The sequence below is a fragment of the Parabacteroides sp. AF21-43 genome, assembly GCF_003635435.1.
In the GTDB taxonomy this organism is placed as follows: domain Bacteria; phylum Bacteroidota; class Bacteroidia; order Bacteroidales; family Tannerellaceae; genus Parabacteroides; species Parabacteroides distasonis.
Map to the genome: position 1 here is coordinate 1 of NZ_QTMG01000049.1, position 11169 is coordinate 11169.

The 11169-nt window shown below is 42.0% G+C and carries 15 protein-coding genes and 3 pseudogenes; 8 read left to right on the forward strand and 10 right to left on the reverse strand.

Features of this window, described 5'->3' with window-relative positions:
• The first annotated feature begins 132 nt into the window (after positions 1-132).
• The 3 genes from DWX84_RS20725 to DWX84_RS20735 are packed head-to-tail and all read left to right on the forward strand — an operon-like array spanning position 133 to position 1151.
• Positions 133-387 (forward strand): hypothetical protein, encoded by a 255-nt coding sequence (locus tag DWX84_RS20725; RefSeq protein WP_005868768.1) that lies wholly within the window; start codon positions 133-135, stop codon positions 385-387.
• Positions 388-432: 45 nt separating this feature from the next.
• Positions 433-759, forward strand: a complete 327-nt coding sequence (locus DWX84_RS20730) for a hypothetical protein (protein ID WP_005868769.1) — start codon at positions 433-435, stop codon at positions 757-759.
• 14 nt (positions 760-773) lie between these two features.
• Positions 774-1151 carry a hypothetical protein gene (locus DWX84_RS20735; RefSeq protein ID WP_005868770.1) on the forward strand — a complete coding sequence of 126 codons (378 nt, stop codon included), beginning with the start codon at positions 774-776 and terminating at the stop codon, positions 1149-1151.
• A 61-nt stretch (positions 1152-1212) separates the two neighbouring features.
• Here the strand turns inward: DWX84_RS20735 and DWX84_RS20740 are convergent, their stop codons facing one another.
• The 5 genes from DWX84_RS20740 to DWX84_RS20760 form a co-directional block, all read right to left on the reverse strand.
• A complete protein-coding gene (locus DWX84_RS20740) occupies positions 1213-1485 on the reverse strand; it encodes a hypothetical protein (RefSeq protein WP_005868772.1) in 273 nt (90 codons plus the stop codon).
• Positions 1486-1497: 12 nt separating this feature from the next.
• Positions 1498-1782 (reverse strand): HU family DNA-binding protein, encoded by a 285-nt coding sequence (locus tag DWX84_RS20745; RefSeq protein WP_005868774.1) that lies wholly within the window; start codon positions 1780-1782, stop codon positions 1498-1500.
• A 99-nt stretch (positions 1783-1881) separates the two neighbouring features.
• A complete protein-coding gene (locus DWX84_RS20750; protein WP_005868776.1) occupies positions 1882-2280 on the reverse strand; it encodes a hypothetical protein in 399 nt (132 codons plus the stop codon).
• 49 nt (positions 2281-2329) lie between these two features.
• Positions 2330-2650 carry a type II toxin-antitoxin system PemK/MazF family toxin gene (locus tag DWX84_RS20755; protein WP_005868777.1) on the reverse strand — a complete coding sequence of 107 codons (321 nt, stop codon included), beginning with the start codon at positions 2648-2650 and terminating at the stop codon, positions 2330-2332.
• Complete coding sequence (locus DWX84_RS20760) at positions 2644-2892, reverse strand: AbrB/MazE/SpoVT family DNA-binding domain-containing protein (protein ID WP_005868778.1); 249 nt, start codon at positions 2890-2892, stop codon at positions 2644-2646. The genes DWX84_RS20755 and DWX84_RS20760 overlap by 7 nt, the downstream gene beginning before the upstream one ends.
• Before the next feature lie 433 nt (positions 2893-3325).
• Between DWX84_RS20760 and DWX84_RS20770 the strand changes: the two are divergent.
• The 3 genes and pseudogenes from DWX84_RS20770 to DWX84_RS20785 all read left to right on the forward strand — a co-directional run bounded on the left by DWX84_RS20770 (position 3326) and on the right by DWX84_RS20785 (position 5162).
• Positions 3326-4178, forward strand: a pseudogene (locus tag DWX84_RS20770) (virulence RhuM family protein).
• A gap of 16 nt (positions 4179-4194) precedes the next feature.
• Positions 4195-4524 carry a hypothetical protein gene (locus DWX84_RS20780; RefSeq protein ID WP_005868780.1) on the forward strand — a complete coding sequence of 110 codons (330 nt, stop codon included), beginning with the start codon at positions 4195-4197 and terminating at the stop codon, positions 4522-4524.
• A gap of 41 nt (positions 4525-4565) precedes the next feature.
• Positions 4566-5162 carry a recombinase family protein gene (locus DWX84_RS20785; protein WP_005868781.1) on the forward strand — a complete coding sequence of 199 codons (597 nt, stop codon included), beginning with the start codon at positions 4566-4568 and terminating at the stop codon, positions 5160-5162.
• Positions 5163-5274: 112 nt separating this feature from the next.
• On the opposite strand, the gene DWX84_RS20790 is transcribed toward DWX84_RS20785, so the two are convergent.
• The 5 genes from DWX84_RS20790 to DWX84_RS20815 all read right to left on the reverse strand — a co-directional run bounded on the left by DWX84_RS20790 (position 5275) and on the right by DWX84_RS20815 (position 9702).
• A complete protein-coding gene (locus tag DWX84_RS20790; RefSeq protein ID WP_005868782.1) occupies positions 5275-5673 on the reverse strand; it encodes a hypothetical protein in 399 nt (132 codons plus the stop codon).
• Positions 5674-6021: 348 nt separating this feature from the next.
• A complete protein-coding gene (locus tag DWX84_RS20795) occupies positions 6022-6432 on the reverse strand; it encodes a hypothetical protein (protein ID WP_005868783.1) in 411 nt (136 codons plus the stop codon).
• A gap of 176 nt (positions 6433-6608) precedes the next feature.
• Positions 6609-7235, reverse strand: coding sequence for a RadC family protein (locus DWX84_RS20805; protein ID WP_005868785.1), 627 nt, complete (start codon positions 7233-7235; stop codon positions 6609-6611).
• 881 nt (positions 7236-8116) lie between these two features.
• On the reverse strand, positions 8117-9325 hold the full coding sequence (locus tag DWX84_RS20810) for a hypothetical protein (RefSeq protein ID WP_005868786.1): 1209 nt from the start codon (positions 9323-9325) through the stop codon (positions 8117-8119).
• 203 nt (positions 9326-9528) lie between these two features.
• Positions 9529-9702 carry a hypothetical protein gene (locus DWX84_RS20815; protein WP_224201638.1) on the reverse strand — a complete coding sequence of 58 codons (174 nt, stop codon included), beginning with the start codon at positions 9700-9702 and terminating at the stop codon, positions 9529-9531.
• Between DWX84_RS20815 and DWX84_RS20820 the strand changes: the two are divergent.
• A pseudogene (locus tag DWX84_RS20820) lies at positions 9684-10943 on the forward strand (IS1380 family transposase); the annotation flags it as partial. The gene DWX84_RS20815 and the pseudogene DWX84_RS20820 sit on opposite strands and share 19 nt — an antisense overlap.
• 12 nt (positions 10944-10955) lie before the next feature.
• A pseudogene (locus DWX84_RS22285) lies at positions 10956-11169 on the forward strand (hypothetical protein); the annotation flags it as partial.

The following is an 11169-nucleotide window of genomic DNA, read 5'->3' on the forward strand; positions in this document are numbered from 1 at the left end:
GGTGGGAAAGAATACTGCGTGAACGCAAAAACACAGTATGTCATCTTAAAACAATATCTTTAAAAAGTTTTTCAGAAGAAATGCTTACCAATATCCTAATAATTATTACTTTTGATAACATAATACAACGATATGGAAAAGAAAAAGATTACAATAGAGGTAGAACCAGCTACAGCCGTAGCTACCGTCGGTTTATTGCGTGGGATATTTCCCAGTATCATCGAACAACTGGAAAGGCAAGCCGCAACAAACGGCAGCCCCTTAAAATTCAATAAAGTAGAAAATATGCAAGAAGTATTGGATGAGATTTATGAAAAGTGCATTGCCGAAACGAACCTCCGGGAGTTTGCCCAGGCGCACTTAAATAGTGACGGATTACCTAACTGATACAGAAATACGGAATCTGCCAGCCATCCTTATTCCAAATAACAAATGGTACAGAATTACACACCTGTCATGTGGGATGACAAAGCATTTGCCTTTGTCCCCTACGAAGCATTCAGTGATTTGCCACATTATCCCAAAGAAAAATGTGAGCAAATTTGCAAAGAGCTGAACAGCCTTATAAGACTATGTACTTATAGGCCGAAAAAGGAAGATATTTATTTTCATCCGGTAAGTTATGTACGTCGTTCCGGAGGTTTCATAGTTACGGATAATCAGGCATCCTTTGAGAAATGCCCCTATCCTGCTTGCGCAGACCGTCATAGCTGCCAAAAAATATGTGATTTGATGAACCGTATCATTGAAGAGTCTTAATTATATAAAATACCATGGAACATCCAAACTCCAAATGCAGAATAGCACAAGCTGAATATTTAAGTCGGCTACCTGAAGAAGAACGGGAAAATAAGGCCAGAGATATTAGAATCGGAAACGCCAGCTATATTTACCACCAACAAGCGGTTCCAATCCAAGAAAACAGATTGATAATGTATTATAAAGAGTGGTTGGAAGGTCTTCCTCCCAACATTTCACGCCATATGAGAATGCTTGGATTTGAAGCATGTAAGACAATGATTCCGTTTACGAGATATGTGAACGAAAGAAACGATATTGGTATGCGTGACTGGATGCAAGAGCATCTTTCACCGAGTGACTTCAACTATTGGCAGGAACTTTCGAAAAAAGCAGGTTCGCCAACATTTTAATCCCATCCCGTTCAATACGCTGCCTGAAGAATAAAAGGTGCGTATTAAACGAGAATATTTTTTAGCGTTTAGTCATCTCTTCCCGCACCAGTTCCGTTTCTGTCGGGGAGAGTTTCGGCAATTTGACAGTTGCCGGACTTTCTAACTGGTAAGCCTTCACCTCATTGATAAGCAGCTGCCAGTCAAAAAGAAATTCTTCGGAACAACCATGTTTACGATAAATTTCTTTTGCTGCTTCCAAAATCTCAGGAGCGCAAAAATCGTCTCCCTGAAAGACAACTGCCGGACGATCATTATTGATACAGTCTCTCAATAATCGTAACTGATCTTTCATTGTGTTTACCTATTATGCGTTCTGTTGTTTTACCATTTTCAAAAATTCGTCAGACGGTTTAAATGCCGGTATGTTATGAGCCGGAATAATCATAGTAGTATTCTTAGAGATATTCCGAGCTGTCTTTTGCGCTCTCTTCTTCACTATGAAACTACCGAATCCACGAAGATAGACATTTTCCTCCTTACCCAACGAAGTCTTTACCTCGTTCATGAATCCTTCCAAAACAGCAAGCACCGCTTTGCCGTCGATGCCGGTTCTGGCAGATATTTCCTTTACGATTTCCGATTTAGTCATTTCTTTATAATTTGAAAATTAGCGTGCAAAGATAATTAATCCAATGGATTATTTAAAGTCTGGCATCCGCAGCAAGCCCTGCCTTCGCCCAATGAAGTGTTAAATTGTTGCGTATGGGTCAAGTTCCTTAATCCGCTTACACAAATAATCAAAGCGTTTCTTGGTAAGCGGTGTGAGTGTATCGAGGTTCTTGCCATCGAAATTCTCTCCGAAAATAAGGTCGTCCACTCCTATGCCGTGATTGTAATTCTCGCGCACGCAATCACGCAGAATCCAAAGGTTATGCAGGTTCACCCAGTCGGCTGTAATGTTTCTGATTTTACTGAACAGCAGCGCAGCAGTGTAAAGGTAGTGTCCGCAATGGTTGTAGTCATGCAACACCAGCTTGCCCTGGTAATAGATGTCGAAATCCTTGTTTTCTTCATCTTCCTTTGTATCGCAGTAGAAGAATGGAATGTCTTTCAGACCGTCCCAATTAATATAAGTAGTTGGCTTCATAATATCTTTTTTGAATACGCTACATAACCTGTTATTTGCACACTTTCCATTATTCACAGAACATTTGATGAAACACTTCCTTCAGTCTTTTTATCTCACTGAAATTCAAATCTCCAATCTTTCTTTTCAGCCGGCTTTTGTCCACCGTGCGAATCTGATCCGTGGCTATCTCCCCATCACGCCCGGCTACAGAACACAGAACCCGGTAAGGATAGTTCCTTATGGTGGAGGTTATCGGAGCAATGACTACTATTGTAAGGTACATATTCAAATCTGAAGGAGTTACAACAACACATGGCCGTGTCTTTGCCATTTCACCCCCACGGGTAGGGTCTAACTCTACCCAATACACTCCATACTGTTCTACCATGTCCAATCCTCAAACTTTTCATCCTCAAACACATCAGGGATAAGCAACTCATCATCCCCATTCTCATGGGCACGTTTGGCAGCTTCCGCCCATCCCTGCCGTGGTTGTGCCTTTATCACAATATTGTTCCCGTCCAAAGAAATGCTCACAGCCGATTTCAAGGACAAACGCAACTGTTTCAATATCTCGGAAGGAAGTATTATCCCCTTGCTGTTTCCAATCTGAATAATGTTTGTTACCATAATGTTATAACTTTAAAATTGATTATCACAACACAAATATAGACAAAGTTATAACAATACCAAAAGAAAAGCCAACTTTTTTCCATTTTCACCGATAACCCGGCCAACGGCTGCACTCGTCGGGAGGCTAGTGCCCCCCTTGCCGTGCGGCGCTCCCCGACCTATGATTCTTATCATGTCTTGTGTCCTTTTCTCCGCTTCTAACAAACAAATCTGCATAAAATATAGATTTGCGTTTCCATTTGAATTTTAGTTATTTGATACCCTAACTATGAATAGCAAACAGATAACTGATTTTTAAAACAGCAGAATGTTTCTGTTTTATTAAAATAAAAAGGGAACAAATTTTTAAGGTAATACTTACGGAAAAAACAGACTTTATAACGTTTCTTTTTCGTACATTTGCAACAATATAATAAAAGCGAAACATATAATGGAGAAGCAAGGAGAAATCATACTATACCAACCGGATGAAGCTGTAAGGTTGGAAGTACGTTTAGAAGATGAAACCGTTTGGCTCACACAAGCGCAGATAGCAGAACTTTTTCAACGTGACAGAACCGTTATTACCAAACATATAAATAATGTTTTTAAGGAAAAGGAATTGGAAGAGAAAAGCAATGTGCATTTTTTGCACATTGCTAATTCCGATAAGCCTGTCAAGTTCTTTAGTCTAGACGTAATAATTTCAGTTGGATACAGAGTTAAAAGCGTAAGAGGTACGCAATTCAGGCAATGGGCAAATAAAATTTTAAAAGAATATTTATTGAAAGGTTATTCTATAAACCAACGGCTCAATGACATGGAATATAGAATGAACAATAGATTCTTCCAAATAGAGAAAACCATTGCTGAACATGATGCAAAGATAGACTTCTTTGTACGCACCTCATTGCCTCCGGTGGAAGGTATATTCTTTGACGGTCAGATATTCGATGCGTATAAGTTTGCTACAGATTTAATAAAGTCTGCCAAATGCTCACTTGTGCTTATCGACAACTATGTAGATGAATCCGTGTTACTCATGTTGAGCAAACGAAACAGTGGAGTATCAGCTACTATTTATACACAAAATAAACGCACAGCTCCAACTTGATTTAAACAAACACAATGACCAATATCCTCCCATTGAAGCTAGAACCTACAAAAGTAGTCATGACCGCTTCTTAATCATTGATAATACGGAAGTATATCATATTGGGGCATCGCTAAAGGATTTGGGCAAGAAAATGTTTGCTTTCTCCAAACTGGAACTTCCTGCCCATACGATAATTGATGTATTATGAAATAAGCTAATCACCCATGCGAGAAGCGGAAGAGAATATAAAATTCAAGATGGAAATTGACGTATTGGTTCCCATTCCACGTACTGTCACCCGTGATTTCACCAGTTTGAAGCACCTGCGTCAATGGCAGAAACGGAATGACATCGATGGTTCTCTTTACTGTTTTGCACACCGGGAATACCTGCTCAACGAAAAGGGAGAATGGGAACAATTTACCGTTATCGGCAAACAGGTAGTGACTATCGGAGAACTGGAAAGGCTTCTTTTGGCAATGAAGCAAAAGGGGTTCAACCAATACAGCCGTGAGGAATATGAAGAATTAATGTCTTCATATTTGAAAAAGTGAAGAATTAAAACCTTCATTACACATTTAAATACGAAAACAGGATGAAAATAGGATATGCCCGTGTTTCCACCAAGGAACAACATCTGGATATGCAACTGGAAGCGTTGAAGGCTGCCGGATGCGAGAAAATCTTCTCTGAGAAAATGACCGGACGTCAACAAAACCGCCCGGAACTGGATGCCTGCCTGAGCTTTCTCCGGGAAGGCGACACACTTGTCGTATATAAGCTGGACCGGCTTGGCCGTTCGCTGAAGAATATCCTTACGCTATTGGAAGATTTCAAGAATAGGGGCATCCAATTCACCTCACTGCAAGACAACATCAGTACGGAAGGCGCAATCGGCCAACTGATGAACAACATTCTCGGTGCTTTCGCTCAGTTTGAAAGAGACCTTATCTATGAGAGAACCCAAGAAGGCAGAAGAATCGCCAAGGAAAAAGGTGTCAAATTCGGCAGAAAGACACTTATCAACAAAAACAACATCGCCAAGCAGAAAAGCTGCATCCAACTCTATGAATCCGGAACGCCGGTAAGGGAGATACAGAAAATATTAAACATAGGCAGTAGCGGAACAGTATATCGCCTATTAAGAAGGAATGGAATTGCGCTGAAATCCGAGAACAAAAATAACAAATAACGAATAAACCTCTGCCCATCCTTCAAAGATGATTCTCAAAGATCGTCTGCAATTCCACCTCTCAGCAAGATTATAGGAAAGTCCCCTTCACGGGGACTGATTTTTTTTAATTTTAATACAATAACTCCATGCACTCCTGTACCGCTTTTTCCAATGCTTCTTCCAAACAACAAAAAGCGTCCGCATTACTTTCGGAGTCATACAACACATAATCTCCAGCCCTCACAACCACATGCCAGACCGCCACGTTTTGTTCTGTTTGAAACGTATATTCACGAGTCTGTATCATCCATTGGATACATGCTGCCAGTGTCGGGCACTCGCACATATACATCGGGGTATTCCTTCCCTCAATATCGGTGCGTAGCCTATCCTGTTTGTCATACCAATACTCACAAGGCACGTAATAGTATAATTCCTTCATCATAAGAGCTGTGTCGCTATTAACCAATCTCTCTTTGTTGATTTGTGTAATCAAATTTTCCATATTAGCATTATTTAAGTTGAACATCTGATTTATTCTTCAGCTAGATTCAAGACCTTTTCATTTTTTGTATCGGGAAGGTCTTTGGTCAGCCGACCTTTTTTTTGATGTCATTCCCCATCTGAGTTCTGAGCCTTTTTTCGGCATATCAAGGTCTGGATTGCAAGCAATAAGCCAAGTTTCACTTATGGAAAATGTCGGGAAGACACTTCTTCATCGTTATTTTCCATACAGTAAAGGCGCATGGCCGTAACTTGCCATTTGCGGAATCCCGAAACCTTTGCCGAGCAAAAAGCCGGACTCGGATCGGAGGAAAGAAGCCGGGGGAGGCAGCCCACAGAAAGGGCAATCCGATACAATCAAGAAATTAACCTGCTATACCCTTGTGCGAGTGAAATAATCCATCATAGACACTACATACCTAAGTAGTGGTATCAATACACCGATCACATATATCATAGCGTAGCCCAAAAGGACAAAAGGTAATGTTTTACGATAAAGACATGCAACAGCGAGCAATATAAACGAAAAAGAAAAGCCATAAACCCCATATTGAAAACCGGGTATCAACTCATAAACAGGTACGGGTTCCGGATGAAGCATGGCTCCGGCCACAATAGAATAAAGGCTGGTCAATAATATAAGCAGCGTATATAAGCAACTCTTAAGAATCCTGGGATCATTCCTTTTACAATAGAGAATCGTTCGGATATCACTTCTAAGAAACTCAATGCCCAGTAAGAGAGCCACCATAACGCCTGTATCAAAAGTAGAAAATACATTCATTCCGATCACCTTTGGCGCGAAGATATGTATTTATTCTGAAAAGCCACGTCTTTGCGTATTTTACGATGTCGCATCCGATAGTCCGGGAAGCATTTTTTTGGTTCTTTTTTGGGGTGACTGCCAAAAAAGAACCCCGAAGCCGAAATCCCGGGCAGACGGGATTTCTCCCGTCCACCTTACCTATTTTGCAATCTTCCCTCGTCCGCATAGCTATAATAGTTATTGCCTGCCACAATCACATGGTCAACCAAACGGATGTCTAATGTTTCAGCGGCTTTTTTAACTGCTTCCGTCAAGCGGTCATCCGCACTGCTGGGCTTGCGTGCTCCTGATGGGTGGTTATGTACCATGATAAAAGATACGGCGTTATAATACAATGCCTGCTTCATGATAACCCGTATATCCACAGGGGCGGTATTTATCCCGCCGCATGAGATACGGACTTTACGGATGAGTTTGGACGAACTGTTCAGCAACAGCACCCACATCTCTTCAGTAGCTATATCGCACAAAACAGGATGCATCATTTTATAAACATTATTGCTGGATAAAAGCGCAGGACTTTCAACTTGCCCTTCTTTCAGCCGTTTATATAGCTCAATCGCCGCATAAGCGACTTTTTTACGGCTGGGTGTTAGTGTTTCCAGTACATCAGACAAGCACAATCCTTCTATTTCCATCTGTTCATACTTATATTCTTCACGTTTCAGTTTCTCACTGTTCGTCAAGGTATAAATCAACTCGCTGTTTTCCATCACCCGATAAACGTCATTCACTTCAAATACGGTTCTCTTCGTTTTCATACTGCCAAAAATTAAAAGATTAATACTCGCAAACATCGCTTGTCGCCCCAACCATAAATTTTTCCTCAACTGATTGGGAACAGTGCATTGAAGAGAAAGCGGGAAAGACGGATCAGAACGGGATTGAACTGGTAAATACTACCTCCCGGAATGGGAGGATGGAGATTTGGCTTTTCAATATCGGGCGTTCCGGCCACGCCTACCTTCGCAATGTTCCTATCAGTTCAGGAAAAAATCATCATACCTCTCTTCCGGCATAGCCGGAGCGTAGAGCGTTAGGGATAGCAGGGAAAAGCCTGGAGGGTAACGAGGACTTGCAACGAATAGCCCGGTCAGAAGGGAACGCCCTGAAAAACTAATTCGGATACAGAAGATGAACAGAACCGCCTTCCAATCATATAAAAAAACGTGAAAATCAACACATACTTCCGAAAAATCTTTTTCCGAAAGTACGTATAGGGCATGTGAAGGGAAAATTTATTTTCCCAGTCATTTCTATGTTATCGCTTTGGGGATATTTAAAGGGGTTAGGAGTTTAGGTCTTTATTATGTATTTTGGTGGATGGTTTTACACAGCCGATACCTTTTATTTAAAAATTTCTCTCTTTTATTTCACTGATATACCGACATATAAAAAAAACAGGGATTACCTATTCCCTTCATTAACGGGTGGACGGTTTTACACAGCTGACAAGTGAAACCGGACGCTTTTACACAACTAAAGCAAAAGGAGTGGACGGTTCTACACAACTAGAAGCAACAAACGGGACACTTCTACACAACTAAAACAGGCAAAGCGGATGACTCCACACATCTAATCACCCCAATAGGGACACTTCTACACAACTAATTCTATAAAAAACCGTGAAACGTGGACGGTTCTACACAGCTGGATCGTCCATGTTCACCGCCCCGTCCGTCTCCGGAGATATGAACTCTTCAGGAGCAGGAGCAACTTCCGTTCCATTGGCACTCTCCAACTCTTCCTGTGCCCATCCTTCCGGAAACCTGCCGAATACAGCCACGAAATCACTGATATATATCTGTTTCTTCTTTTCTACGCTTTCCGGGGAGTTTGCCCATAAAAGGAACTCTTTATACAGTCCGGCATCTTCCTCCACCTCTTTGATCTTCTTCCTCCTGACAGCCATATCCGTGTCCGGGTAGGCAATCTCGACATACAGCCCAAGCAGGTTCTTATAGAATTTCTTCACCACGACAGCATATTGTCCTTCATCAAAATAGTGCAGCGTATGCCTAGGAAACGAGAACAACACGGTATATGCCCATCTCTCATGATCGCCTTTCACAAAAGAGAAATTGAAATTGGTATATTTCAGGTAAGTATTCATCTTTTTCAGTATCGAGGCGACCTTCTTTTTCCGGTCTTTGGGTTCGGCAATCTCTATGCCGAGCTTTTTAGCCAGCTGATCGACTGTCAGCACATAAAAAGGAGCCTCATTCTTGGTGGTCTTATACTTGATCAGGTAAACCATCTTGGAAAGTTCCAGATAGAAATAGCGGTAACGGCTGGGCAGGCTACGGTAATCCTGAAGTTCCAAGAGGTTATAGAGCGAGAACATGAAATTCTTTATCTCCGGGCTTACCACTGCCGAGTACAGCCTTTTCGTTGACTTCTTCGTCTTGAAATCGGTCATTATGTCGAAACGTTTCAAGATCTGCACGAAATTATAGGATGTACGGCCATCCTCGCCAATGGTCGGATAGCAGAGGTTCTCCAATCCCAGTTTATAGAGAGCCGCCTCAAAAACCGTCTCGATAGGATGGCTGATTCTCTGTCCTGCCGTGTCGGTACATACATATTCCGGCTGCATATTCTTTCCGAACATGGCCGCGAGCTGCCGGCTATCCAGCTTGCGCTGCAAGTTGGTACGGTCATACCCCATCTTACGGCAGAAGTCTTCTACGGAGAACCAGGAAGTCCCGAACAAGTCTTTGAGGTGATAGCTGCCCAGGTATATGATCAGATCGAGCATGACATTTCCACCTGCCTCATACAACCGTTCAATCAGCACGGAATTATAGCTTTCCCCAAGCACCCTAGGGACACGAATCAGTTCTTTTGCCATGATAATACTTACAAAATCAATCCTTTCTCTGTTTTCATTGCCACAAAGATAGGCATACCGGCCAACATACGCGTCATAATTATCAATCAGTTTTAACGGTATGACCGGTATGGGAAAAGGAGAAGTACTTTCCTGAAGAATGCTTTATCCGCCCTTCATCAGAAAGAAAGCATCTTACACCTGTACCCCATAGACATCCTATATTACTTTTTCAGTTCTTCCGATAAAAAGGAACGGTCTATCAATACTTGCACCAATGGTTTCTCTTTGACAAACTCATCAAGCTCACGCTTTATCAATTTATTGCCCAACCCTATGCGTCGTCCAAATTCCTCGAAATCCTTCCGCCCTACCTGATGAGCAATTTGACTCCACATTGTCATCTGTAATCGACTCAACCCTCGGTCTAAGGTGTAGATCGTTAGGTTATCAGTACAGCGAAATCATCCGTTCTCTCATGAGTATCTACTTCTGTGGTGGCTCATGCATTGAGGATGTCACTACTCATTTGATGAACCATCTCTCGCTCCATCCGACACTTCGTACTTGTAGTTCTGATACTATCCTCAGAGCGATAAAGGAACTGACGCAAGGAAACATCTCATACACATCAGATACGGGTAAGAACTACGATTTCAACACGGCTGACACTCTCAATACTTTACTGCTCAATTGTATGTTTGCATCTGACCAACTGAAAGAGGGTGAGAAGTATGATGCAAAGCCTACATACAAGAAGTTCTCTGGTTATCGCCCTGGCGTGGCGGTTATTGGTGACTTGATTGTTGGCATTGAGAATAGCGATGGTAACACAAAAGTTCCATTTCATGGCACGTTTTCTCGCCATGGCAGAGCTTAAGTAAACTTAGCTCTGCTCATCTGGCTTAACGAAAACCTTCGTTTTCATCAGAAGGACACGCTGAAGAGGTTCTTTGAGAGATTTGAACAGAACAGGCTCACTATCAATCGTTTCAGAGCTGATTGCGGATCATGTTCCGAGGAAATCGTGGAGGAAATAGAGAAACACTGCAAGTCCTTCTATATCCGCACTAACCGCTGCAGTTCGCTCTACAATGACATATTTGCTCTCAGAGGCTGGAAGACTGAGGAAATCAATGGCATTGAGTTTGAATTGAACTCTATCCTTGTTGAGAAGTGGAAGGGTAAAGCATACCGACTTGTGATTCAAAGACAGAAACGGATGGATGGTGTGCAGGATCTTTGGGAAGGAGAATACACATACCGTTGTATCCTGACTAACGACTATGAATCTTCCGTAAGAGAAATTGTCGAGTTCTATAACCTTCGTGGAGGAAAGGAACGTATCTTTGATGATATGAACAATGGTTTCGGGTGGGACAGATTGCCCAAATCCTTCATGGCCGAGAACACTGTGTTCCTTCTTCTTACAGCACTTATCCGTAACTTCTACAAGGCCATTATCCAAAGACTTGACGTAAAGAGGTTCGGACTCAATGCAACAAGTCGCATAAAAGCGTTTGTCTTCAGGTTTATCTCTGTACCAGCCAAGTGGATCAGGACATCAAGGCGGTATGTGCTGAATATCTATACCTGTAACAATGCTTACGCAGATATTTTTCAGACTGATTTTGGATAACGCCTACAACTTATGGGTATGATACTGCGTATTGTCTCAAGTCGCATTGTGGGGTAAGGGGATGTTGTAGGCAGAAGTGGGTGTTTCTGCCTCAATTTATCTGATAATTCAGTAATGAGAGGACGTGTACACGCAAGAAGGACGTTGAAGGGCTTAGTTGCGGATTTGAGGCAGGTAAGAAAATACAAAGAATTAACAGCAACCGAGAAACTGAAATACCGTATCG

What these genes read in the sequence shown, in the direction of transcription:
- DWX84_RS20795 (WP_005868783.1), bottom strand. Translation starts at nt 6,432, where the DNA reads ATGAATGTATTTTCTACTTTTGATACAGGCGTTATGGTGGCTCTCTTA.
- DWX84_RS20740 (WP_005868772.1), bottom strand. Translation starts at nt 1,485, where the DNA reads ATGAAAGATCAGTTACGATTATTGAGAGACTGTATCAATAATGATCGT.
- DWX84_RS20760 (WP_005868778.1), bottom strand. Translation starts at nt 2,892, where the DNA reads ATGGTAACAAACATTATTCAGATTGGAAACAGCAAGGGGATAATACTT.
- DWX84_RS20750 (WP_005868776.1), bottom strand. Translation starts at nt 2,280, where the DNA reads ATGAAGCCAACTACTTATATTAATTGGGACGGTCTGAAAGACATTCCA.
- DWX84_RS20785 (WP_005868781.1), top strand. Translation starts at nt 4,566, where the DNA reads ATGAAAATAGGATATGCCCGTGTTTCCACCAAGGAACAACATCTGGAT.
- DWX84_RS20815 (WP_224201638.1), bottom strand. Translation starts at nt 9,702, where the DNA reads ATGTGGAGTCAAATTGCTCATCAGGTAGGGCGGAAGGATTTCGAGGAA.
- DWX84_RS20745 (WP_005868774.1), bottom strand. Translation starts at nt 1,782, where the DNA reads ATGACTAAATCGGAAATCGTAAAGGAAATATCTGCCAGAACCGGCATC.
- DWX84_RS20810 (WP_005868786.1), bottom strand. Translation starts at nt 9,325, where the DNA reads ATGGCAAAAGAACTGATTCGTGTCCCTAGGGTGCTTGGGGAAAGCTAT.
- DWX84_RS20790 (WP_005868782.1), bottom strand. Translation starts at nt 5,673, where the DNA reads ATGTTCAACTTAAATAATGCTAATATGGAAAATTTGATTACACAAATC.
- DWX84_RS20730 (WP_005868769.1), top strand. Translation starts at nt 433, where the DNA reads ATGGTACAGAATTACACACCTGTCATGTGGGATGACAAAGCATTTGCC.
- DWX84_RS20735 (WP_005868770.1), top strand. Translation starts at nt 774, where the DNA reads ATGGAACATCCAAACTCCAAATGCAGAATAGCACAAGCTGAATATTTA.
- DWX84_RS20805 (WP_005868785.1), bottom strand. Translation starts at nt 7,235, where the DNA reads ATGAAAACGAAGAGAACCGTATTTGAAGTGAATGACGTTTATCGGGTG.
- DWX84_RS20755 (WP_005868777.1), bottom strand. Translation starts at nt 2,650, where the DNA reads ATGGTAGAACAGTATGGAGTGTATTGGGTAGAGTTAGACCCTACCCGT.
- DWX84_RS20725 (WP_005868768.1), top strand. Translation starts at nt 133, where the DNA reads ATGGAAAAGAAAAAGATTACAATAGAGGTAGAACCAGCTACAGCCGTA.
- DWX84_RS20780 (WP_005868780.1), top strand. Translation starts at nt 4,195, where the DNA reads ATGCGAGAAGCGGAAGAGAATATAAAATTCAAGATGGAAATTGACGTA.